The organism is Bosea sp. Tri-49, assembly GCF_003952665.1.
In the GTDB taxonomy this organism is placed as follows: Bacteria; Pseudomonadota; Alphaproteobacteria; order Rhizobiales; family Beijerinckiaceae; genus Allobosea.
Genome location: NZ_CP017946.1, coordinates 4,696,069 through 4,717,735, shown reverse-complemented (window position 1 = coordinate 4,717,735; position 21,667 = coordinate 4,696,069). Strand labels below are relative to the sequence as shown.

Annotated in this window: 20 protein-coding genes; 5 read left to right on the top strand and 15 right to left on the bottom strand. The window is 66.5% G+C overall.

Going from position 1 to position 21,667, the window contains the following annotated elements; genetic code table 11:
* Positions 1-6: 6 nt before the first annotated feature.
* Positions 7-648, bottom strand: coding sequence for a TetR/AcrR family transcriptional regulator (locus tag BLM15_RS22820; RefSeq protein ID WP_164547614.1), 642 nt, complete (start codon positions 646-648; stop codon positions 7-9).
* 250 nt (positions 649-898) lie between these two features.
* On the opposite strand from BLM15_RS22820, the gene BLM15_RS22815 reads away from it, so the two are divergent.
* Complete coding sequence (locus BLM15_RS22815; protein WP_126114907.1) at positions 899-1,693, top strand: glutamine amidotransferase; 795 nt, start codon at positions 899-901, stop codon at positions 1,691-1,693.
* Complete coding sequence (locus BLM15_RS22810; RefSeq protein ID WP_126114906.1) at positions 1,690-2,934, top strand: NAD(P)/FAD-dependent oxidoreductase; 1,245 nt, start codon at positions 1,690-1,692, stop codon at positions 2,932-2,934. The genes BLM15_RS22815 and BLM15_RS22810 overlap by 4 nt, the downstream gene beginning before the upstream one ends.
* Before the next feature lie 3 nt (positions 2,935-2,937).
* On the opposite strand, the gene creD is transcribed toward BLM15_RS22810, so the two are convergent.
* From creD to sdhC, 5 genes are all read right to left on the bottom strand, one after another.
* Positions 2,938-4,359, bottom strand: coding sequence for a cell envelope integrity protein CreD (creD, locus tag BLM15_RS22805; protein ID WP_126114905.1), 1,422 nt, complete (start codon positions 4,357-4,359; stop codon positions 2,938-2,940).
* Between the two features lie 167 nt (positions 4,360-4,526).
* Positions 4,527-5,312 carry a succinate dehydrogenase iron-sulfur subunit gene (locus tag BLM15_RS22800; RefSeq protein WP_126114904.1) on the bottom strand — a complete coding sequence of 262 codons (786 nt, stop codon included), beginning with the start codon at positions 5,310-5,312 and terminating at the stop codon, positions 4,527-4,529.
* Between the two features lie 14 nt (positions 5,313-5,326).
* Entirely contained in the window at positions 5,327-7,159 is a 1,833-nt protein-coding gene (sdhA, locus tag BLM15_RS22795; protein ID WP_126114903.1) for a succinate dehydrogenase flavoprotein subunit, read from the bottom strand.
* Between the two features lie 2 nt (positions 7,160-7,161).
* A complete protein-coding gene (gene sdhD / locus BLM15_RS22790; RefSeq protein WP_236846383.1) occupies positions 7,162-7,554 on the bottom strand; it encodes a succinate dehydrogenase, hydrophobic membrane anchor protein in 393 nt (130 codons plus the stop codon).
* Between the two features lie 11 nt (positions 7,555-7,565).
* The gene (gene sdhC, locus BLM15_RS22785) at positions 7,566-7,958 is read right to left on the bottom strand and encodes a succinate dehydrogenase, cytochrome b556 subunit (protein ID WP_126114902.1); all 393 of its coding nucleotides are present in this window, start codon (positions 7,956-7,958) and stop codon (positions 7,566-7,568) included.
* A gap of 252 nt (positions 7,959-8,210) precedes the next feature.
* Between sdhC and BLM15_RS22780 the strand changes: the two genes are divergently transcribed.
* Together BLM15_RS22780 and BLM15_RS22775 are read left to right on the top strand one after the other, a co-directional pair.
* Entirely contained in the window at positions 8,211-9,047 is an 837-nt protein-coding gene (locus tag BLM15_RS22780) for a zinc metalloprotease (RefSeq protein WP_126114901.1), read from the top strand.
* A 55-nt stretch (positions 9,048-9,102) separates the two neighbouring features.
* Positions 9,103-9,405 carry a hypothetical protein gene (locus tag BLM15_RS22775; RefSeq protein WP_126114900.1) on the top strand — a complete coding sequence of 101 codons (303 nt, stop codon included), beginning with the start codon at positions 9,103-9,105 and terminating at the stop codon, positions 9,403-9,405.
* A 15-nt stretch (positions 9,406-9,420) separates the two neighbouring features.
* On the opposite strand, the gene BLM15_RS22770 is transcribed toward BLM15_RS22775, so the two are convergent.
* The 3 genes from BLM15_RS22770 to BLM15_RS32245 form a co-directional block, all read right to left on the bottom strand.
* The gene (locus tag BLM15_RS22770; protein ID WP_126114899.1) at positions 9,421-10,482 is read right to left on the bottom strand and encodes a MaoC family dehydratase; all 1,062 of its coding nucleotides are present in this window, start codon (positions 10,480-10,482) and stop codon (positions 9,421-9,423) included.
* A 75-nt stretch (positions 10,483-10,557) separates the two neighbouring features.
* On the bottom strand, positions 10,558-11,286 hold the full coding sequence (locus BLM15_RS22765; RefSeq protein ID WP_126114898.1) for an aspartate/glutamate racemase family protein: 729 nt from the start codon (positions 11,284-11,286) through the stop codon (positions 10,558-10,560).
* Positions 11,283-13,013, bottom strand: a complete 1,731-nt coding sequence (locus BLM15_RS32245) for a serine/threonine dehydratase (protein WP_335904806.1) — start codon at positions 13,011-13,013, stop codon at positions 11,283-11,285. Before BLM15_RS32245 ends, BLM15_RS22765 begins: the two co-directional genes overlap by 4 nt.
* Before the next feature lie 83 nt (positions 13,014-13,096).
* On the opposite strand from BLM15_RS32245, the gene BLM15_RS22755 reads away from it, so the two are divergent.
* Positions 13,097-13,972 carry an HpcH/HpaI aldolase/citrate lyase family protein gene (locus tag BLM15_RS22755; RefSeq protein WP_126114896.1) on the top strand — a complete coding sequence of 292 codons (876 nt, stop codon included), beginning with the start codon at positions 13,097-13,099 and terminating at the stop codon, positions 13,970-13,972.
* Between the two features lie 81 nt (positions 13,973-14,053).
* On the opposite strand, the gene BLM15_RS22750 is transcribed toward BLM15_RS22755, so the two are convergent.
* The 6 genes from BLM15_RS22750 to BLM15_RS22725 all read right to left on the bottom strand — a co-directional run bounded on the left by BLM15_RS22750 (position 14,054) and on the right by BLM15_RS22725 (position 21,666).
* A complete protein-coding gene (locus tag BLM15_RS22750) occupies positions 14,054-14,467 on the bottom strand; it encodes a F0F1 ATP synthase subunit epsilon (RefSeq protein WP_110489939.1) in 414 nt (137 codons plus the stop codon).
* Positions 14,468-14,594: 127 nt separating this feature from the next.
* Entirely contained in the window at positions 14,595-16,058 is a 1,464-nt protein-coding gene (atpD, locus tag BLM15_RS22745; protein ID WP_126114895.1) for a F0F1 ATP synthase subunit beta, read from the bottom strand.
* Positions 16,059-16,123: 65 nt separating this feature from the next.
* The gene (locus tag BLM15_RS22740) at positions 16,124-16,993 is read right to left on the bottom strand and encodes a F0F1 ATP synthase subunit gamma (RefSeq protein ID WP_126114894.1); all 870 of its coding nucleotides are present in this window, start codon (positions 16,991-16,993) and stop codon (positions 16,124-16,126) included.
* 127 nt (positions 16,994-17,120) lie between these two features.
* Entirely contained in the window at positions 17,121-18,650 is a 1,530-nt protein-coding gene (gene atpA / locus BLM15_RS22735) for a F0F1 ATP synthase subunit alpha (RefSeq protein WP_126114893.1), read from the bottom strand.
* Positions 18,650-19,222: a F0F1 ATP synthase subunit delta gene (locus BLM15_RS22730; protein WP_126114892.1), complete on the bottom strand. Its 573-nt coding sequence runs from the start codon at positions 19,220-19,222 to the stop codon at positions 18,650-18,652. Before BLM15_RS22730 ends, atpA begins: the two co-directional genes overlap by 1 nt.
* 257 nt (positions 19,223-19,479) lie before the next feature.
* The gene (locus tag BLM15_RS22725; RefSeq protein WP_126114891.1) at positions 19,480-21,666 is read right to left on the bottom strand and encodes a primosomal protein N'; all 2,187 of its coding nucleotides are present in this window, start codon (positions 21,664-21,666) and stop codon (positions 19,480-19,482) included.
* Between the last annotated feature and the right edge of the window lies 1 nt (position 21,667).

Genomic DNA, 21,667 nt, shown 5'->3' with positions numbered 1-21,667 from the left:
GCCTTCTTACGAGGTCTGGCCGTCGGCGGGCGGCAGCAGCATGGTCTGCGCCAGTCCCCGCATCGCGGCGAACAGGGCTTCGGCGCCGGCAGCGGCGTCGAAATCGGGATCGACGGCGCGCCGGCAGAAGAAGCCGTCCGCCATCATGAACAACGCCAGCAGGAAGCGCGCTTGATCGAGATTGCTCGGCAGTTCGCCGCTCGCCTTGGCCGCCTCGACGGCTGCGCCGAGCCCCTGCTCGACCGTCTCGTCGAAGCCGGCACAGATTTTCGCCATCTCGGGGGTACGCGAGGCTTCCGCCCAGATCTGCAGCGCGATGATCGCCTTCTCGCGCGGCTTGCGCACCATGTGCTGACGGCCGAGCTCATCGAGCTGGTCGAGCAACCGACCCTTGCTTGGATCGAGCCCGGCGAAATCGGCCGCGATCTCCATGCGGTCGCGTTCGCTCATACCGGCGATGATCGCGTCCTTCGAGGAGAAGTAGCGGTAGAGGTTGCCCGGGCTCATCCCGGCTTCGACCGCGATGTCATTCATCGTCGCTGCATGGAAGCCGGCGCGCGCGAAGACGCGCTCGGCCGCATCGAGGATGCGGACATGGCGCTCCGAAAGGCCGCGCTCGGCCGGGAATGAGGTGACAACCTGCGACATACTTCTTCTGAGCGGTGAGAATGAACGTTCATTCTCATGCCCAAACCTGACTCGAAAGTCAACCGGCATCGTCACTGGAGGTTGCATTGCCAGAAGACTATTGATGGAAGATTGCACGAAGCATGCACGGCGCTGGCCTCCGTCATGCCTGCCATGGCGCATAATTTGCTTGCCGCGAGGGCCCACAAGCCGCATTCTGAGGCGATCCGGCGCGGAGAATCCGATCTCGGGAGCGCAATCGAACGTCGCGATGAACGACTTGTCCTATCGCTTCCCGACCCGTCGCCGGCTCCGCACCCGCCTCGACGCCCTGCCACCGCGCAAACCGGTGCTGATCGTGCTCCATCAGGAGCATTCGACGCCTGGCCGTGTCGGCCGCCTGATCGCCGAGCGCGGCCATGCCCTCGACATCCGCAGGCCGCGTTTCGGCGACCCGCTGCCGCAGACCATGCAGGGTCATGCCGGCGCGGTGATCTTCGGCGGGCCGATGAGCGCCAACGACTCCGATGATTTCGTCAAGGCCGAGACTGACTGGATCGGCGTCTGCCTCAAGGAGGACGCGCCCTTTCTCGGCCTCTGCCTGGGCGCGCAGATGCTGGCCCGCCATCTCGGCGCGACTGTCTACACCCATGCAGAAGGCAGGGCCGAGATCGGCTATTATCCGCTCAGCCTGACCGAGGCCGGACATGCTGACGCTGCCGCTACCGGCTGCATCTGGCCGGGCACGGTCTACCAATGGCACCGCGAGGGCTTTGACTGCCCGACCGGGGCCGAATGTCTGGCGACCGGCGGCGATTTCCCGGTCCAGGCAGTGCGTGTCGGCAGCAAGGCCTATGGCGTGCAGTTCCACCCCGAGGTGACGCTGGCGATGATGTGCCGCTGGTCGGTGCGCGCTCATGAACGCACGCTGATGCCGGGCGCGCAATTGCGCCACCAGCACCTCGCCGGCTGGTACCAGTACGATCCGGCCGTGCGCACCTGGCTCGACGGCTTCCTCGATCATTGGCTCGCCGAGCCCGCCCTCTCCTCGGACCAATCCAAGTGAGCCGCAGTGTCATCGTCCTCGGCGCCGGCATGGTCGGCGTCTCCTGTGCGCTTGCCCTGCAGAAGCGTGGGCTCAAGGTGACGCTGATCGACCGGCGCGAGCCCGGCCGCGAGACCTCCTACGGCAATGCCGGGGTGATCAGCCGCTCCTCGATCATGCCGCTCAACAATCCCGGCCTGTGGAAGAACCTGCCGAAATACCTGAGCAACCGGCATGCGGCGGTGCGCTATCGGCTCGGCCATCTCCTTGGTAACCCCGGCTGGATCCTCGGCTTCCTCAACGAGGCCAGGCCGGAGCGGCTCAGCCACCGCGTCGCGGCGCTGCAAAGCCTGACCGCGCCCGCCTTGCCCCTGCACAAGCGCTTGATGACCGAAGCCGGGATTGCCTGGCGCTTGCGCGACACCGGCTTCCTCGAGCTCTGGCGCAGCGAGGCCGGCGGGGCCGCCGCCGAAGCGCGCCGAACCTTCCTCGAAGATCACGGCGTCCGCGTCGAGGCGCTCGACCGCCAGGCCCTCTCAGCGCTGGAGCCCAGCCTGAACCCGATCTTCTCGGCGGCCCTGCACCACAAGGACAGCGCTTCGGTCGATTGGCCGGGCGCGGTGGTTGAGGCCTATGCCGCGCTGTTCGCCGCCCGTGGCGGCACGGTCCTGCGCGATGAGGTCACGGGCCTGTCGCAGCAGGGCGATGGCTGGCGCGTCACCGGCAAAAACACGCATTACGACGCCGATCTGGCAGTCGTCGCGCTCGGTCCCTGGAGCGCCGACCTGCTGCGGCCGCTCGGGCTCAAGGTGCCGCTCAATGTCGAGCGCGGCTATCACCGCCATTACAAGCCGGCGCAGGGGCGCTTCCTGAACCGTCCGATCTATGACGTCGAAGCCGCCTACATGCTGGCGCCGATGGAATTGGGCCTGCGCCTGACCAGCGGCGTCGAGCTCGCCCATCGCGACGCGCCCGACGACCACGCCCAGATCGAGCAGGTGCTGCCGCGGGCCCGCGAGGCCTTTCCGCTCACCGAGCCAGCCGAGGACACGACCTGGCGCGGCTCGCGCCCGACCCTGCCGGACTCCTTGCCGATGATCGGCGAGGCGCCGCGCAATCCCGGTCTCTGGCTCGCCTTCGGCAACCAGCATATCGGCTTCTCGACCGGGCCCGTGACGGGGGAGATCCTCGCCGCGCTGGTCTGCGGCGAAGCGGCTCCGGCCGACCCGGCGCCTTTCGCGCCGGGTCGCTACCTGTCTTAGGTGTCATACCGGCGCAGTCGGCCGCGCCGGATCGCTGGTGACAGTTTTCGCCACGCTGTCACCAAGGCCTGACCAGTTGACCCTAGCGGTCGCCAGCATCAGCGTCGCCAGCGCGACGAAGGCGCCGATGGCCCCCGCGAGCAGGGCGAAATCCTCCGATTTCAGTAGGGCGTAGACCAGTCCGTAGCCGGTGGTCAGGATCAGGCCAAGCACCGCGCCGCGTGCGAAACTGCGCAGGACGAGGCCGATATAGAGCGCGATCAGCGCCGTCGTCGCAGCTGCCGCGACGAGATAGGCGGTCAGGAAGCCGAGATGCTCCGCCAGCGACAGCAGCAGCACGTAGAACAGCACCAGCGCGAAGCCGACGAGCGTGTACTGCACGGCATGGAGGTTATCGCGCGCCACCAGCTCCAGCCCGAACACGGCGAGGAAGACCGCCCCGACGAACAGGATCGCGTATTTGATGGCGCGATCGACCAGCTGGTAGAGATCGACAGGCTGGTAGAAGCGCGCGCCGACGCTGCCGGCGAGGAAGGTCGCATCGGTGCGCCGGTTGTCATGGCTGAAGGCCAGCGGCAGGTTGCGCGCCAGATGCGAGACCCGCCATGAGGCCGAAAAGCCGTTGGCGTCAATCACCCGGTCATCCGGCAGATGCGCGCCGGAAAAACTCGGATGCTGCCAGTTGGAGCTCATCCGGATCGCGCTGTTCTTGGCCAGCGGCACGATCGACAAGCTGCGCGAGCCATTGAGATCGAGCGCGACCTGGACCGAGAGTGGCTTGGTCAGGTCGACCTCGCGCAAGGCGGCATGAATGCCGTTGCCTTCGCGGATGCCGGCGCCGAAGGTCGGCTCGAACTCGATTACTGCGCCATCACGGATCTGAGCCGTGGCGCGGTTCTTCAAGCCGCGGACATCGGCGACCCCGACGGCCAGCACCGCCTCGTTCCAGAGCGGCTGTACCGTATCCGAGGTGATCGCCTTGAAATCGGGTGGCAGGAAGCGCGCGTTCAGCGTGACCTTGCCGCGATAGACCGGCACGTCGAAGATCGAGCGGCGCCGGATTTCGGTCTGCGCTTCCGAGCTGGCCTGGAGGTCGTCCGGCAGGAAGACCGCGACCTCGCGCGTCGGCGCGGCATTGGCGATCTTGGGCGGCACTAGATAGGGCACCATCAGCACCGGCCCGCCGACGATCTGCTCGCGGCCCCAGGCCTCGCCGATCTCGCGCGCCGCCTGACTGGCGGTTGCCGAGCGCTCGCTGCGCAGCCCGGAGACGAACATCAACGGGATCAGCAGCAGCAATGCCAGAAAGCCGATGACGAAGAATTTCAGGCCGGGACTGCGCCCGAACCGCCTCGGGTTGATGCCGGCGGGAAAGGCCGGAGGTTCAGGCTTGCTCTCGTTCTGGTGCTCTTGCTCTTGCGACATGATTCGCCCTCATGCAGTGACTTAGCGTCAGCAGGAGAGCGCGGCGTCTTGTCGCGGGCGTGATCGATTGAGGGCCGAAAACGGCGGAATCGGCGGCGGAATTGCGGAAAGCCGCCGGAAGCGCAGGCCGTCACGTCAGACGGCCGCGCCAGTAGATTCAGACCGCCTCAGACCTGGCGGGTCACCATCATCTTCTTCACTTCCGCGATCGCCTTGGCCGGGTTGAGGCCCTTCGGGCAGGCATTGGCGCAGTTCATGATCGTGTGGCAGCGATAGAGCCGGAACGGGTCCTCGAGATCATCGAGGCGCTCACCGGTGGCTTCGTCGCGGCTGTCGATCAGCCAGCGATAGGCCTGCAGCAGCGCCGCAGGGCCGAGATAGCGATCGCCGTTCCACCAATAGCTCGGGCAGGAGGTCGAGCAGCAGGCGCACAGGATGCACTCATAGAGGCCGTCGAGCTTTTCACGGTCCTCCTTGGCCTGCGACCACTCCTTTTCCGGCGCCGGCGTCGTCGTCTTGAGCCAGGGTTCGATCGAGGCGTGCTGGGCGTAGAAGCGGGTCAGGTCCGGAACCAGGTCCTTGACCACCGGCATATGCGGCAGCGGGTAGATCGCGACCTTGCCCTTGGCCCCGCACTCGTCGATGCCGGTGGTGCAGGCGAGGCCGTTCTTGCCGTCCATGTTCATGGCGCAGGAACCGCAAATGCCCTCGCGGCAGGAACGCCGGAAGGTCAGCGTCGGGTCGACCTTGTTCTTGATCCAGATCAGGGCGTCGAGCACCATCGGCCCGCAATCCTCGCGGTCGACATAATAGGTGTCGGTGCGCGGGTTGGCGGTGTCGTCGGGATTCCAGCGATAGATCTTGAACTCGGTGACCTTCTTGGCGGCAGCCGGCTTCGGCCAGGCCTTGCCCTCGGTAAGGCGGGAGTTCTGCGGAAGAGTGAATTCGGCCATCTGTCAGATCGTCCTCAGTACACCCGCGCCTTCGGCTTGATGTATTCGATGTCGTTCGAGAGCGTGTAGGTGTGCACCGGACGGTCATCGAGCGTGACCGTGCGCTTCTCGTCATCGATCCAGGCGAGCGTGTGCTTCATCCAGTCCTTGTCGTCGCGGTCCGGATAGTCCTCGCGGGCATGGGCGCCACGGCTCTCCGGACGCTGCAGGGCCGAGTCCATGGTGACGACCGCCTGGGTGATCAGGTTCTCGAACTCCAGCGTCTCGATCAGGTCCGAGTTCCAGATCAGCGAGCGATCGGTGGTGCCGATGTCGGTGATGCCGCCCCAGACCTCGTGGATCAGCTTGTGGCCCTCTTCCAGCGTCTCGCCGGTGCGGTAGACCGCGCAGTTGGCCTGCATGATCCGCTGCATCTTGTCGCGCAGCACCGCCGTCGGCGTGCCGCCCTTGGCGTTGCGGTACTTGTCGAGGCGGGTGAGCGAGAGATCGGCCGAGTTCGCCGGCAGCTCCGGCTGCTTCTCGCCGGCCCTGACGGTCTCGGCGCAGCGCAGGCCCGCCGCACGGCCGAAGACGACGAGGTCGATCAGCGAGTTTGAGCCGAGGCGGTTGGCGCCGTGCACGGAGACGCAGGCGGCTTCACCGATCGCCATCAGGCCTGGCACGACCCGGTCCGGATCGCCGTCGACCTTGGTCAGCACCTCACCGTGGAAGTTCGTGGGGATGCCGCCCATGTTGTAATGCACCGTCGGAATCACCGGGATCGGCTCGCGGGTGACGTCGACGCCGGCGAAGATCTTGGCGCTCTCCGAAATGCCGGGCAGGCGCTCGTGCAGGATCTTCGGGTCGAGATGGTCGAGGTGCAGGTAGATGTGGTCCTTGTCCTTGCCGACGCCGCGGCCGGCCCGGACCTCCATCGTCATCGAGCGTGAGACGACGTCGCGCGAGGCGAGGTCCTTGGCGCTGGGCGCATAGCGCTCCATGAAGCGCTCGCCCTCGGAATTGGTGAGATAGCCGCCCTCACCGCGCGCGCCCTCGGTGATCAGGCAGCCCGAGCCGTAAATGCCGGTCGGGTGGAATTGCACGAACTCCATGTCCTGCATCGGCAGGCCGGCGCGCAGCACCATGCCGCCGCCGTCGCCGGTGCAGGTATGGGCCGAGGTCGCCGAGAAATAGGCGCGGCCATAGCCGCCGGTCGCCAGGATCGTCTGCTGCGAGCGGAAGCGGTGCAGCGTGCCGTCATCGAGCTTGAGCGCGAGCACGCCGCGGCAATGCCCGTCCTCGTCCATGATCAGGTCGATGGCGAAGTACTCGATGAAGAACTCGGTGTTGTAGCGCAGCGCCTGGCCATAGAGCGTGTGCAGCATGGCGTGGCCGGTACGGTCGGCGGCGGCGCAGGTGCGCTGGGCCGGCGGGCCGTTGCCGAAATCGGTGGTCATGCCGCCGAAGGGGCGCTGGTAGATCTTGCCGCTCTCGGTGCGCGAGAACGGCACGCCCCAGTGCTCGAGCTCGTAGACGGCGGCGGGCGCGTTGCGCACGAGATACTCGATCGCGTCCTGGTCGCCGAGCCAGTCCGACCCCTTGACGGTGTCGTACATGTGCCACTGCCAGGTGTCCTTGCCCATATTGCCGAGCGAGGCGGCGACGCCGCCCTGGGCCGCGACGGTGTGCGAGCGGGTCGGGAAGACCTTGGAGATGCAGGCGGTACGCAGGCCGGCCTGCGAGCAGCCGACCGTGGCGCGCAAGCCCGCGCCGCCGGCGCCGACGACGACGACGTCGAAAGTATGATCGGTGATGGCGTAGACCTGGCCGGTATAGGCCGGGACGGGGCGGGCGCGGGTGATCGCCATGATCAGCCTCCGAACGAGATCTTCAGGAGCGCGAAGGCGCAGGCGGCGCCGACGGCGATCGCAAAGAAGGTGTTGGCCATCACGGCGACGAGCTTCAGCCCCTCATGATGGACGTAGTCCTCGATGACGACCTGCATGCCGAGGCGCATATGGACCGCGCCGGAGATGACGAAGAGAAGCATCAGGATGGCGACGATCGGGTTCGACAGCGTCGCGATGGCGGCGCCGTAGGGCTTGCCGATCAGCGAGATGACGACGCACAGGAAGGCGAGCGTCAGGATGACGTTGGCGACACCCGTGACGCGCTGCAGCCAGAAATGGCCGGTGCCGGACTTCGCCGAACCAAGGCCGCGGACGCGGCCGAGCGGGGTGCGCATCGAGGAGTTGGAGAGCATCTTCGTGTTCCTCAGCGCGTCAGGACGACGAGCCAGACCAGCACAGTGAGCACGCCGGAGGCGACGAGGTTGTACTTGGCCAGGTTCATACGGGTCTGCGGGTCGAAGCCGTAGCCGAGATCCCAGACGAAATGGCGGAGCCCGCCGACCATATGATGCAGCAGCACGAAGGTGTAGCCGAACAGAACGAGGCGGCCGAGGATCGAGCCCGCGATCCACTGCGCAGTTTCGTAGGCGGCTGGGCCGGACGCGGCCGCGATCAGCCAGAGCGCGATCAGCAGGGTGCCGCCATAGAGAGCCACGCCGGTGGCGCGGTGGGCGATCGACGCCGCCATGGTCCAGGACCAGCGGTAGATCTGCAGATGCGGAGAAAGCGGGCGCGCCGCCGGTCTGGACTCGGCCAAGTTCGAAACTCCCGACCCTTCAAGCTCACGAAGCGAAGATCGCTTGGTATCGTTCTAGAGTGAATGGCTGTCTAACGAAACCATCCTCGTGCTGCAATGCGGCAAGCGAATGGTCGGTTACAGAAAATCAAATCTGTAACTTTACCTGATCCTCGACCAGCCCGGAGGCCTGCCGGCGAAAAGCACCTAAAGCCGGACAAGCGCAGCTCGCCACCTTCCTCAGGACCGTATCGCACAGGGCGAGGACCATCCATGAAACTGGGTATAAGCCTTCCACAGTTCGACACCGAACTGAATACCGACACTTGCGATCCCTACAACAATGCTGAGTTGACCCTGACGCTCAAACTCGGCTTCCGGCAGATCAATCCCGCCGGCGGAGCGGCCGACGGCACCTACCACGACTATGGCCGCGCCACCGCGCCGACCCGCAAGATCGTCAAATGGACGGTCGGCAGCTGGAATCTGTGGCGGAAGAATTTTGTCGACACCGCAGCTCGCTTCTGGAACGGCAAGTTCTGGCTGTCCAACAATTTCCCGGTCTACGAACTCGAAAAGAACGGCACGAAATACCGCCCCAACATCTGGTGCCTGCTGAAGATCGAGGATCGCGACATCGCGCTCGGCGGCCACCATCACGTCATTGACGTGGTCCGGCTGCACAAGAGCGAGACCTGGTTCGGCTCGCATGCCAAGCTCTATGACAGCCTCGACACCAACTCGGTGCAGAAGGGCACCAACAGCAAGGGCAAGGCGATCATGCAGCGCGCTCATGTCCACGAGGTCGGCCATCTGCTCGGGCTGGGCCATGTCGACATCGGCAAGGCGCATTGCCCGCCAGGCGGCGATACCAACGCCTCGAATTGCTACGGCGTCGCCGACGTCGACAAGTATTCCGTCATGGGCCAGGGCATGCAGCTGCGCCTGAGCCACGCCATGCCCTGGCGCAAGGCGATGGTCGCGCTCTCCGGCAAGGGCAATGTGCTGACGGCGACCGATTGGGAGGCCAAGATGCAGCGCATCTATCCGCGCATTCCCGCCGAGGTCGCCAGCAATGCCATGCTCACGCACCGGCCCTTGCGCAAGTAAGCTTACTCAACCCGGCTGGACCGCCATGCCACGAACCACCTCACGAAACCTTTCGATGCTCATTCTCGTTCTGAGCGGAATGGCCGGCCTGCTCGGCCCCGCCCACGCCACAGGAAAGCGCTGCCAGATGAACGCGATCGAACGCTCCAAATGCATCATCGAGGCGATCCTCGCCGATATCAGCCGCACCTATAAGCAGGTCGGCGGCGGCGGGATCAGCGCGATCAAGCAGAATTCAACGACCTCCTTCACCGTCTCGATCTCGCAGGAGGAGCGCATCGACCTCTTGACCTACGAGGCGACGGTCGACGGCAAGGGCAAGGTCAGCGTCAAAAAGACAGGCGAAGGCACTCAGTAAGGTTTCCCCTCGGCGTCAGCGCGGCAGCAGCGCCCAGTAGTCGAAGTCGAGGATCACGCCGTCGGCATACTGGTCGCCATGCTTGAGCGGGTGCTCGTTGCAGGGCAGGTTCTTGGTCGCGACGAGGCGCAGGCGCAGCGCCCCGACATCCTCGCGGCCCGGCAGTTCGGCTGCCTCGAGCACTTCGCTCCAGGCGAAGACGGTATCGCCGGCGAACAGCGGCGAGACATGGCGCCCGGCATTGATCGCAGCGATATGGAAGGCGTTGCCGAGCCCATTGAAGGACAGGGCCCGCGCCAGACTGATGACGTGGCCGCCATAGATCAAGCGCTTGCCGAAGCGGGTCTCGCGCGCGCCATAACCGTCGAAATGCACCTTGGCGGTGTTCTGGTAGAGCCGGGTGGCAATCTGGTGCTCCGCCTCCTCGACGGTCATGCCGTCGACATGGTCGATGCGCTCGCCCGCCCGGTAGTCGCCCCAGCGGAAGGGCGAGCCGGCGAGTGCGTCGTCATAGGCTGCCAGATGCAGCGGCGGGCAGCCTTCACCGAGCGCCTCCGGGGCGACGCTCTTCGGCAATTCCGGCACCAGCTCGAAGGCGGCGGGAGTGCCTGGCTGGCGCTTGCGCACCAGCACCCAGCGGGCATAGCTCAGCACGATCTCGGCGTTCTGATTGCGGCCGATCGAGCGGACATAGACGATGCCGGCATCGCCGCCCGAGGTCTGCTTCAGTCCGATCACCTCGGACGTCGTCGAGAGTGTGTCGCCGGGGAAGACCGGTTTGAGGAAGCGCCCATCAGCATAGCCGAGATTGGCGACCGCATTGAGCGAGATGTCCGGCACCGTCTTGCCGAAGACGATGTGGAAGACGAGCAGATCGTCGACCGGAGCCGCCGGATAGCCGACCGCCTTGGCGAAGGCATCTGAGGACTGCACGGCGAAGCGCGGCCCATAGAGTGCGGTGTAGAGCGAGACGTCGCCGGCGGTCACCGTGCGCGGCGTCGCATGCACAATCGTCTCGCCGAGCCGGAAATCCTCGAAGAAGCGGCCGGGATTGGTCTTGCTGGGCGTGTCGGACATCGGCTTAGCTCTCGCGGCGGGCCTTCATTGTGCGCCGCGGCGAGGCTCGCCGTAAAGCTGCCCCGAAGTCGATGACTACCGGAAGTCGCGCGGCCTTAAGCCCGCATGGAACCAGGTGATCATCGAATAGATGTCGTAGACCGGCAGCCCCGTCGCCGCCTGCACCGCCGCCGCATAGGGCGGCATGTTGGTGCATTCGAGCACGATGGCGCCGACCTCGGGGTGTTTCTCGACCAGCCGCAGGGCCGCTTCGACCACGTCCTGCTCGGCAAGATCGATGTCCATCTCCTCCTTCTCGGCCTTGATCAGCACGCGAAAGAATTCACGGCCGTTCTCGGTGCCGGTCACCGGCATGTCGGCGGGAACGCCGACCGCCGTCAGGTGCTGCGGCGTCAGCGTCGCGGCCGAGACGGTGACGAGGCCGACGCGCTTGCCGGGCGGCAAGGTCGCCTGCACCCAGGGCACCTGCATCAGCGAGGAGGTCGCGACCGGCACGCCAACGGCAGCCGCGAGCTCCTGCTGAAACAGCGAGAGGAAACCGCAATTGGTGGTGATCGCCTCGGCGCCGAGCCGGACCAGCTCCTGCGCCGCCGCGATGAAGTCTGGGAGCAGCCCGGCCGCGCCCTTCAGCACCACCTTCTCCGGGCTCGCGCCCGAAACCACGCGATAGAGCACCGGGAAGGGCCAGGTCGCGGCATTGCCCATGTCGCCGAGGATGCGCGGAAAGCGCGCCTCCAGCATCAGCACGCCAAGCGGCGCGCCATAGACCGCCTTGCCACCCTTCGCTATGCCCCGCTTCGTCATGCCGTGATCTCAACCAGCTTCGTCAGATCGATATTGGCACCGCAGACGAGGACACCGAGGCGCTCGCCGGGCTGCGGCTTGTAGGAGCCGCTGATCAACGCACCCAGCGCAGCAGCACCGCCGGGTTCGACCGCCAGCCGGAAATCGCGCCAGAGCACGCGCTGCGCCTCGGTGATCGCCGCATCCGGCACCAGCGCGACATGGTCGACCGTACCTTCACAGACATCATAGACCAGTTGCCCGACATTGCGGGCACCGAGCGAATCCGCCGCGACAGAAGCGACCGTCACCGTCACTGGCGCCTTCGCTTCGAGCGCGGCTTGCAGCGCCCGCGAACCCTCCGGCTCGACGCCAACGACCTTGATGCTCGTACCAGCGAACCAGGCGGCAATGCCTGAGATCAGCCCGCCGCCACCGACCGCGACGAGGACGGTGTCGAGATCGGGCTCCTGGCTCTGCCATTCGCGGCCGAGCGTGCCCTGGCCGGCAACCGTCTCCTTGGCCGAGAAGGGATGGATCTTCAGCGCGCCGGTCTCGGCCACGAACTTGTCGCAGGCGGCCTGGGCGTCATCATATTGCGCGCCGCCGATCCGGACCTCGGCGCCGAAGCGGCGGATCGCCTCGATCTTCGCCGCCGGCGAGATCTCCGGCACGAAGATCGTCGCCTTCACGCCGCGCTTGCCGGCCGCATAGGCGACGGCAGCGCCATGATTGCCGCCGGAGGCCGCGGCGACGCCGGCAGCGGGCACATCCAGCGAGAGCAGGTTGTTGAAGGCGCCGCGTGTCTTGAACGAGCCGGCATGCTGCAAACATTCGAGCTTGAGCGAGACGTCGGCGCGCGAGCCGAAGGCGCCGGTGCCAAGCCGCATCACCGGGGTGGTGCGGGCATGGCCGGCAATACGATCAGCCGCGGCCTCGATCATCGGGCGCGGCACGGGCTTCTCTGTCATGGTGGGATCCTGGACGAGGGAGCGATCCGCGACATAGGTCCAGATCGCGATAGGTAGGCCTTGGCTATCGCGTCCCGGTGGATCGGGGAAGGGCTTGCCGCGCCCGGCGGCAATGTGCCGGGCGACGACCAACGCCGCAAGCGCATCGAGCGCATCGTCGGCCGCAGCGCCGCGCGGCGGTTTCGCTTGGACGATTCCCTCCGGCAGCCCGGCCGTCAGCAGCAAGGCGCGGCGCTCGGCCATCCCGGCCGGGTTGACGACGCCCTTGATCTTCTTGGGATGCACGAGAGGCGCGCCGCGCATGGTCCGAAAGGCGAGTTCCGGATGCGTTTCGAAGATGCGCTCCCGCCATTCCGGTTCGGTCCGCAGCAGCGCATCGATCTCGCGGATGCGCGGGAAGAGATGGAAGCCCTGTTTGGAAACCTTGCGCGGCGGCTCCGAGGTCGCCAGCGCCAGGCCGCAGACCTCGCCATAGTCCTCCGCCTGGACCGCGCTGCGCGAGGGGATCGAGAACACCGAGGATTGCCGCTCGCCAAGCAGCGCCCGCACCGCCTGCTCCGGCCCACGCCCCGAGTCGATGATCCGGTCCGGCAGCCCGATCGGCATGTCCACCGCAATCAGGGCCGGCACAGGCGAGCCGGCAAGCAAATCGGTCCAGCGCTGGAAGATGCGGAAGAAGGGCGGCTCCTGCCCCACCTGGTCGGCGAAGGCCGCGATCCAACCCGCCTTGCAGCCGTCGACACCCGCAATCCAGCCCTTCACCAGTCTGTCATCCATCTTTTGCAGAACTGACATTGCATTGCGGCGCGATCTACTGTGCACTGCAGCGAACCCGGCGACCCTCAATCCGGAGAGACACTATGACTGACATCCGTCCGCGCCGCAGCGTCCTCTATATGCCGGGCTCCAATGCCCGCGCGCTGGAGAAGGCCCGCGAGATCGCCGCCGACGCGCTGATCCTCGACCTCGAGGACGCGGTCGCTCCGGATGCCAAGGAGCTGGCACGCGAGCAGGTCTGCGCCGCGGTGAAGGCCGGCGGCTATGGCCGGCGCGAGCTCGTCATCCGTACCAACGGCATCGACACGCCTTGGTTCGACGCAGACCTCGCCGCCGCCACCGAAGCCGCGCCCGACGCGATCCTGATCCCGAAGGTTTCTTCGCCCGAGACGCTCATCGAGATCGGCCACCGCCTGACCGGACTTTGGGCCAAGCCGGAAACGCAGATCTGGGCGATGATCGAAACGCCTCTCGCCATCCTTGATTGCGAGAAGATCGCCAGTGCTGCCCGCGATCCCTCAACACGCCTCGCCTGCTTCGTCCTCGGCACCAACGATCTCGCCAAGGAGACGCGGGCCCGCTTTGTGCCCGGCCGTGCACCGATGCTGCCCTGGCTGACCACGGCGATCCTCGCCGCCCGCGCCCATGGCGTCGACGTCATCGACGGCGTCTACAACGATCTCAAGGACGAGGCCGGCTTCAAGGCCGAATGCGAGCAGGGGCGCGATCTCGGCTTCGACGGCAAGACCCTGATCCATCCCAACCAAGTCGCGTTGGCGAACACCGTCTTCGCGCCTGAAGAAAGCGAGCTGACCCGCGCCCGCGCCATCATCTCCGCCTTCTCCGAGCCCGAGAACGCCGACAAGGGTGCAATTCAGCTCGACGGCCGCATGGTCGAGCGCCTGCATGCCGAAATGGCCAAGCGGGTCGTCGCGCTGGCCGAGGCGATCGCTGCCTGACCGACCCGACAGAGTGCAGATGCAAAAAAGGGCCGGGAGGAAGCTCCGGCCCTTTCCAATTCTTCCGAAGCGACAGGCGGCTCAGGCGGCCTTGCGCTGCTCGAACACGCCCTTGAACTCGCGCAGCTGCACGAGCTGATCGTGCAGGCGCTTCTTCTCGGCCTCGTCATGCGAGCCTGCATGGCGGGTCTCGGCGGTCAGGATTTCCTGATCGAGCACGGCGTTGTCGACGTCCTCGATGAAACGGGCCTGCTCGGCCAGGATCGTCACGCTCGTCGCGTTGACCTCGGCGAGACCGCCCGAGACGAAGAATTCCTTGCCGTTGCTGGCGCCGGTCTGGACCAGGACGATGCCCGGCTTCAGCACGGCGACGACCGGCGCATGACCGGCGAGCACGGTCATCTCGCCTTCGACCGACGGCACGATGACGCTGACGGCATCACCCGAGAACAGGATGCGCTCCGGCGAGACGAGTTCGAATGTGAAGGTGGCCATCGTATCTCTTTCCTCGGCTCGTCATGGTCGGGCTTGACCCGACCATCTCGGAAACCAGCGCCCTCTGGTCGAGAGATTCTCGGGACAAGCCCGAGAATGACGACCTTAATGACGCGAGTCGGCAGCCTTAGGCCGCTTCGGCGGCCAGGCGCTGAGCCTTCTCGATGGCTTCGTCGATCGAGCCGACCATGTAGAAGGCGGCTTCCGGCAGGTGATCGTACTTGCCCTCGACCAGGCCCTTGAAGCCCTTGATCGTGTCTTCGAGCGCGACGAGCTTGCCCGGCGAACCGGTGAAGACTTCGGCGACGAAGAAGGGCTGCGACAGGAAGCGCTCGATCTTGCGGGCGCGGGCGACGGCGAGCTTGTCCTCTTCCGAGAGCTCGTCCATGCCCAGGATCGCGATGATGTCCTGCAGCGCCTTGTAGCGCTGGAGGATCTGCTGGACCTGACGGGCGACGCCGTAGTGCTCGTCACCGACGATGGCGGCAGAGAGCATGCGCGAGGTCGAGTCGAGCGGGTCGACCGCCGGGTAGATGCCCTTTTCCGCGATCGAGCGCGAAAGCACGGTCGTGGCGTCCAGGTGGGCGAAGGAGGTCGCGGGCGCCGGGTCGGTCAAGTCGTCGGCCGGCACGTAGATCGCCTGCACCGAAGTGATCGAGCCCTTGTTGGTGGTGGTGATCCGCTCCTGCAGGTTGCCCATGTCCGTGGCGAGCGTGGGCTGATAGCCCACCGCCGACGGAATGCGGCCGAGCAGCGCCGACACTTCCGAGCCGGCCTGGGTGAAGCGGAAGATGTTGTCGACGAAGAACAGCACGTCCTGGCCGCGGTCGCGGAAGTCTTCCGCGACGGTCAGGCCGGACAAGGCGACGCGCATGCGGGCGCCCGGAGGCTCGTTCATCTGGCCGTAGACGAGCGCGCACTTCGAGCCTTCGCCGCCGCCCTTCTTGTTCACGCCCGACTCGATCATCTCGTGATAGAGGTCGTTGCCCTCGCGGGTGCGCTCGCCGACGCCGGCGAACACCGAATAACCACCGTGGGCCTTCGCGACGTTGTTGATCAGCTCCATGATCAGAACGGTCTTGCCGACACCGGCGCCGCCGAACAGGCCGATCTTGCCGCCCTTGGCGTAAGGCGCCAGGAGATCGACGACCTTGATGCCGGTGACCAGGATCTGCGCTTCCGTCGCCTGCTCGGCATAGGACGGAGCCGGCTGGTGGATGCCGCGGGTGCCCGAGGTCTTGATCGGACCGGCTTCATCGACCGGCTCGCCGATGACGTTCATGATGCGGCCGAGGCACTCGTCGCCGACCGGAACCGCGATCGGGGCGCCAGTGTCGGTCACCGCCTGGCCGCGGACCAGACCTTCGGTCGAGTCCATGGCGATGGTGCGGACCGTGTTCTCGCCGAGGTGCTGGGCAACCTCGAGGACGAGGCGATTGCCGAGGTTGTCGGTCTCGAGCGCGTTCAGGATCTCCGGCAGCACGCCGTCGAACTGCACGTCGACGACGGCGCCGATGACCTGGGCGACGCGGCCGGTGCCGGTGTTGGCGGACTTGTCGGCGGTCTTGGTCTTGGTAGCGGCTTTGGCCATGGTTCGAACCTCGGATTCGCGTTCAGCGTGTCGGATGGCCGGCACGCCGGCCTGAAATTAGGCGGTTAGAGCGCTTCCGCGCCGGAGATGATCTCGATCAGTTCCTTGGTGATCATCGCCTGGCGCGAGCGGTTGTAGAGCTGCGTCTGCTTCTTGATCATCTCGCCGGCGTTGCGCGTGGCGGAGTCCATCGCCGACATGCGCGCGCCCTGCTCGGAGGCGGCGTTCTCCAGGATCGCCCGCAGCACCTGCACCGTGAGGTTGCGCGGCAGCAGCGTCTCGAGAATCTCGCTCTCTTCCGGCTCGTAGTCGTAGACCGCGTCGGTCGTCTTGGCGCCGGCCGGAATCTCGGCCGGAATGATCTGCTGCGCGGTCGGAATCTGCGAGATCACTGACTTGAACTTCGAGAAGAACAGCGTCGCGACATCGAACTCGCCATTGGCGAAGCGCGTCAGGATGTTCTGCGCGATCGTCTCGGCATTGGCGAAGCCGAGCTGCTTGAAGGCACGCAGGTCGACGACTTCGATGATGTCGGCGGCGAACTGCCTGCGCAGGATATCGAAGCCCTTCTTGCCGACGCAGATGATCTTGACGGTCTTGCCCTCGGCCTTGAGCGCGTTCGCCTTGTCGCGGGCGAGACGGGCGATCGAGGAATTGAAGGCGCCGCACAGGCCGCGCTCGGCCGTGCAGACCACGAGCAGCTGGACCTTGTCGGAGCCCGTGCCGGCGATCAAGCGCGGCGCGCTGCCATTGGCGAGCCCGCCGGCGAGATTGGCCAGCACCGCCTCCATGCGCTCGGCATAGGGACGCGCAGCCTCGGCGGCCGTCTGCGCCCGGCGCAGCTTAGCCGCCGCGACCATCTGCATGGCCTTGGTGATCTTCTGCGTCGCCTTGACCGAGGCGATGCGGTTTCTAAGGTCCTTCAAGGACGGCATTTGGCGCTCTCACCCCGTCATGGCCGACCATAAGCCGACCATTCACGATTTGAACCTCATTCTCGCTCACCACGCCGTCGCGACAGCGACGACGTGACCGGCCGGGCAAGCCCGGCCATGACCTTCGTCAGGCGAACGACTTGGCGTAGCCCTCGACGATGCCCTTCAGCTTCGCCGCATTCGCATCCGAAAGGTCCTTCGACGAGCCGATCTCGCTCAGCAGGTCGGCATGCTTGCCGCGCACCAGCGAAAGCAGGCCGTCCTCGAAGGCACGGACCTTGTTGACCGGCAGCGGATCGAGATAGCCGTTGACGCCGGCATAGATCACGACCGTCTGCTCTTCCATCTTCAGCGGCGAGAACTGGCCCTGCTTCAGGAGCTCGGTCAGGCGGGCGCCGCGGTTGAGCAGGCGCTGCGTGACGGCATCGAGGTCGGAGCCGAACTGGGCGAAAGCGGCCATCTCACGATACTGGGCGAGCTCGCCCTTGATCTTGCCCGCGACCTTCTTGGTCGCCTTGGTCTGCGCGGCCGAGCCGACGCGCGACACCGAGAGACCGACGTTCACCGCCGGGCGGATGCCCTGGTAGAACAGGTCGGTCTCGAGGAAGATCTGGCCGTCGGTGATCGAGATCACGTTGGTCGGGATGTAGGCCGAGACGTCGTTGGCCTGGGTCTCGATGACCGGCAGCGCCGTCAGCGAGCCGTTGCCGGCAGCGTCGCCCATCTTGGCGGCGCGCTCGAGCAGGCGGGAGTGCAGATAGAACACGTCGCCCGGATAGGCCTCGCGGCCCGGCGGGCGGCGCAGCAGCAGCGACATCTGGCGATAGGCGACGGCCTGCTTCGAGAGGTCGTCATAGATGATGACGGCGTGCATGCCGTTGTCGCGGAAATACTCGCCCATGGCGCAGCCGGCGAAGGGCGCCAGGAACTGCATCGGGGCGGCGTCCGAGGCGGTCGCCGCGACGACGATCGAGTACTCGAGCGCGCCGCGCTCTTCGAGCACCTTCACGAACTGGGCGACGGTCGAGCGCTTCTGGCCGATCGCGACATAGACGCAGTAGAGCTTCTGGCTCTCGTCCGTGCCTTCGTTGATCGCCTTCTGGTTCAGGATCGTGTCGAGCGCCACTGCGGTCTTGCCGGTCTGGCGGTCGCCGATGATCAGCTCGCGCTGGCCGCGGCCGATCGGGATCAGGGCGTCGATCGCCTTGAGGCCGGTCGCCATCGGCTCGTGCACCGACTTGCGCGGGATGATGCCGGGCGCCTTCACGTCGACGCGCGAACGGGCCTTGGTCTTGATCGGGCCCTTGCCGTCGATCGGGTTGCCGAGCGCGTCGACGACGCGGCCCAGCATTTCCTTGCCGACCGGCACGTCGACGATGGCGCCGGTGCGCTTGACGGTCTGGCCTTCCTTGATCTCGCGGTCGGAGCCGAAGATCACGACGCCGACATTGTCGCTCTCGAGGTTGAGGGCCATGCCGCGCACGCCCGACTCGAACTCGACCATCTCACCGGCCTGGACCTTGTCGAGGCCGTAGACGCGGGCGATGCCGTCGCCGACGGAGAGAACCTGACCGACCTCGGTAACCGAGGCTTCCGAGCCGAAGTTCGAGATCTGCGACTTCAGAATAGCGGAGATTTCAGCGGCGCGGATGTCCATCAGCCGACCTCTTTCATGGCAAGACGAATAGAATTGAGCTTGGTTTTCAGGGACGCATCGACCATCCGCGAACCCATCTTGACGATGAGGCCGCCGATGATGGCCGGGTCGACCTTCACGGAAACGTCGACATCCTTGCCGGCGACATCCTTGAGGGTCGCGGCGATGTCCTTGAGCTGGGTGGCCGAGGGCTGCTCGGCGAGCGTGACCTCGGCGCTGACCACGCCCTTGGCTTCGGCGACCTTGGCGCGGAAGGCGCGGATCATGCCCGGCAGCGCGAACAGGCGGCGCTTGCTGGCGACGAAGCCGATGAAGTTGGCGGCACTGCCGGAGATGCCGGCCTTGGCGGTGAGCGCGGCGACGGCGGAAACCTGATCCTGGGTGGAGAAGGCGGGGCTTCCGATCAGGCGCTTGAGATCGTCGCTCTCGGCGATCATCGCGCTGAAGGTGTCGAGATCCTTGGCGACGGCGTCGACCGTCTTGGCCTCACTGGCCAGTTCGAACAGAGCCGTCGCATAGCGCTCGGCCACGCCCGAGACAGGGGATTGTTCCTGCGATCCGCCCTCGGCCACGCTCTCGCTCTCTCTTCCAGGGGACTGCTCCGGCGACCTTCTGACGAAGGTGGAGTGCATATCCCCGACGCTGCGGTGATCAAGCGCACGACAAACCTGTTCCAGGGCTTTCGGCGCTTGGATTGCGGCGGTGCGATAGCATGGGGTTTCGGGGGGCGCAACCGACGAAGTACCCGCCTCTCATGCTTTGGATGCGGTCGAAAGAAGCAGCCGGCGCAGTGCGCGGCGGCCAGCACACCCGCACAGCACGAATTCGGCTAAAGGAAGCTTTGCGGATCGACATCGACCGCGACCCTGACCGAGCCCTTCGGCCGCGGCGCGCGCTTCAGCCAGGCGCGCAGGTAATCCTGCAGGTTGATCTCGCGTGAAGTCCTGACGATCAGCCGCATGCGGTGACGCCCGCGCAAGATCGCGAGCGGCGCCTCTGCTGGCCCGAGGACGGCGACGCCGGCTGGCGCCTCGGCGCAGCGGGCCAGCGCCCGCGCATGTGTCTCGGCCTCGGCTTGCGCATTGGCCGAGACGATCAGCGCCGCGAGACGGCCGAAGGGCGGCAGGCCCGCTGCCTCCCGCGACGCCGTCTCGGCGGCATAGAAGCGCTCGGGATCGCCGGAGATCAGCGCTTTCAGCACCGGATGGCCCGGATCGTGCGTCTGCAGCAGCGCCCGCCCCGGCTTCTCGCCGCGCCCGGCCCGGCCAGTGACCTGCCGCAGTACCTGGAAAGTGCGCTCGGCCGCACGCGGGTCGCCCGAGGTCAGACCGAGATCGGCGTCGATCACTCCGACCAGCGTCATTCCCGGGAAATTGTGGCCCTTGGCGACGAGCTGCGTGCCGATGACGATGTCGAACTCACCTTCAGCGACCGCCATCAGCTCCTGCTTCAGGCGCTCGGTGCCACCCGGAAAATCGCTCGACAGCACGATCGAGCGCGCCTGCGGGAACAGGGTCGCAACCTCTTCGGCGAGACGTTCGACGCCCGGTCCGCAAGCGACGAGGCTTTCGGGCTGATGACAGGCCGGGCATTCATGCGGCCTTCGCTCGACATGACCGCAATGATGGCAGACCAGCGCCCTCCGGAAACGGTGGTCAACCAGCCAGGCCGAGCAGTTCTTGCACTGGAAGCGATGGCCGCAATCGCGGCAGAGCGTCAGCGGGGCATAGCCGCGCCGATTGAGGAAGAGCAGTGACTGCTCCTTCGCCTCGAGATTGGCCTCGACCGCCTTGATCAGGCCTGTGGAGAGCCAGCGTCCCCGCTCCGGCTTGTCCTTGCGCAGGTCGACCAGGCCAAGTGTCGGCAATTCGCGCCCGCCATAGCGCTCCGGCAGCTTGAGATGGGTGTAGCGGCCGCGCTCGGCATTGACGCGGGTTTCGAGCGAAGGCGTCGCCGAGGCCAGCACGACCGGCGCGTTCTCGATCTTGCCACGCACCACCGCCATGTCCCGGGCATGATAGGCGACGCCATCCTCCTGCTTGTAGGCGGCCTCGTGCTCCTCATCGACGATGATCAGGCCGAGATCCCGGTAGGGCAGGAACAGCGCCGAGCGCGCGCCCGCCACCACCAGCGCCTCACCCTTGGCGATCGCCGCCTGCAGGCGCTCGCGCCTCCTCCCGCTCACGGCGGAATGCCACAGGCCCGGCCGCACGCCGAAGCGCGCCTCGAAACGGTCGATGAACTGCGCGGTGAGCGCGATCTCCGGCATCAGAATAACGCTCTGGCGCCCGAGCCGGATCGCCTCGGCGACGGCCTCGAAATAGACCTCGGTCTTGCCCGAGCCGGTGACGCCTTCGAGCAGCGCGACCTGCCAGGATTGCTTGCGCACAAGCTCGGCCAGCGCATCGCCGACCGCCCGCTGGTCGTCCGAGAGCTGCGGTCTGGCATGGTCGGGATCGGGCCGCGCCGCGATCGCCTCCTGCGGTAAGGGCTCTACGGAAAACGTGCCGGCATCGACGAGCGAATCGATCACCGCGGTGCTGACCGAGGCCGCCTCGGCCAGCGCCGACTTGCCGATCAGCAGCCCGCCCTCGGCGGCGGCCATGGCGCGCGCCCGGGCCGGCGTCATCCGCGCCGGCGGCGCCCCTACCAACCTGACGCCGAGCTTCGGTCGCTCCGGCGTATCGTCGGGCGGGCGGCGCAAGGCCAGCGCCAGCACCGAGCCCTTGGCGGCGAGCGTGTACCAGGCGACCCAGTCGACCAGCTTGCGCAGCGCCGGATCGAGCGGCGGCATGTCGAGCTTGCCGACGACCTTCTTCAGGTTGCCGCCGCGGCCGGAACCACGCTCCCAGACGACGCCGACCGTCTCGCGCGGGCCGAGCGGCACCTGCACGACATCGCCCGGCGCGAGCGTCAGCCCCGGCGGCACGGCATAGCTATAGGCCTGGTCGAGGCCGAGCGGGATCAGCACCTCGACCGTGCCGCCGCCCTGCCCTTCGTCGAGCGCATCGTCCATG

Excerpts from the sequence above, each read along its gene's own strand:
- creD (WP_126114905.1), bottom strand. The coding sequence starts at position 4,359 with ATGTCGCAAGAGCAAGAGCACCAGAACGAGAGCAAGCCTGAACCTCCG.
- BLM15_RS22725 (WP_126114891.1), bottom strand. The coding sequence starts at position 21,666 with ATGGACGATGCGCTCGACGAAGGGCAGGGCGGCGGCACGGTCGAGGTG.
- BLM15_RS22755 (WP_126114896.1), top strand. The coding sequence starts at position 13,097 with ATGACTGACATCCGTCCGCGCCGCAGCGTCCTCTATATGCCGGGCTCC.
- BLM15_RS22765 (WP_126114898.1), bottom strand. The coding sequence starts at position 11,286 with ATGACGAAGCGGGGCATAGCGAAGGGTGGCAAGGCGGTCTATGGCGCG.
- BLM15_RS22750 (WP_110489939.1), bottom strand. The coding sequence starts at position 14,467 with ATGGCCACCTTCACATTCGAACTCGTCTCGCCGGAGCGCATCCTGTTC.
- atpA (WP_126114893.1), bottom strand. The coding sequence starts at position 18,650 with ATGGACATCCGCGCCGCTGAAATCTCCGCTATTCTGAAGTCGCAGATC.
- BLM15_RS22780 (WP_126114901.1), top strand. The coding sequence starts at position 8,211 with ATGAAACTGGGTATAAGCCTTCCACAGTTCGACACCGAACTGAATACC.
- sdhD (WP_236846383.1), bottom strand. The coding sequence starts at position 7,554 with ATGCTCTCCAACTCCTCGATGCGCACCCCGCTCGGCCGCGTCCGCGGC.
- BLM15_RS22815 (WP_126114907.1), top strand. The coding sequence starts at position 899 with ATGAACGACTTGTCCTATCGCTTCCCGACCCGTCGCCGGCTCCGCACC.
- BLM15_RS22775 (WP_126114900.1), top strand. The coding sequence starts at position 9,103 with ATGCTCATTCTCGTTCTGAGCGGAATGGCCGGCCTGCTCGGCCCCGCC.
- BLM15_RS22820 (WP_164547614.1), bottom strand. The coding sequence starts at position 648 with ATGTCGCAGGTTGTCACCTCATTCCCGGCCGAGCGCGGCCTTTCGGAG.
- BLM15_RS22800 (WP_126114904.1), bottom strand. The coding sequence starts at position 5,312 with ATGGCCGAATTCACTCTTCCGCAGAACTCCCGCCTTACCGAGGGCAAG.
- sdhA (WP_126114903.1), bottom strand. The coding sequence starts at position 7,159 with ATGGCGATCACCCGCGCCCGCCCCGTCCCGGCCTATACCGGCCAGGTC.
- atpD (WP_126114895.1), bottom strand. The coding sequence starts at position 16,058 with ATGGCCAAAGCCGCTACCAAGACCAAGACCGCCGACAAGTCCGCCAAC.
- BLM15_RS22770 (WP_126114899.1), bottom strand. The coding sequence starts at position 10,482 with ATGTCCGACACGCCCAGCAAGACCAATCCCGGCCGCTTCTTCGAGGAT.
- BLM15_RS22740 (WP_126114894.1), bottom strand. The coding sequence starts at position 16,993 with ATGCCGTCCTTGAAGGACCTTAGAAACCGCATCGCCTCGGTCAAGGCG.
- BLM15_RS32245 (WP_335904806.1), bottom strand. The coding sequence starts at position 13,013 with ATGGATGACAGACTGGTGAAGGGCTGGATTGCGGGTGTCGACGGCTGC.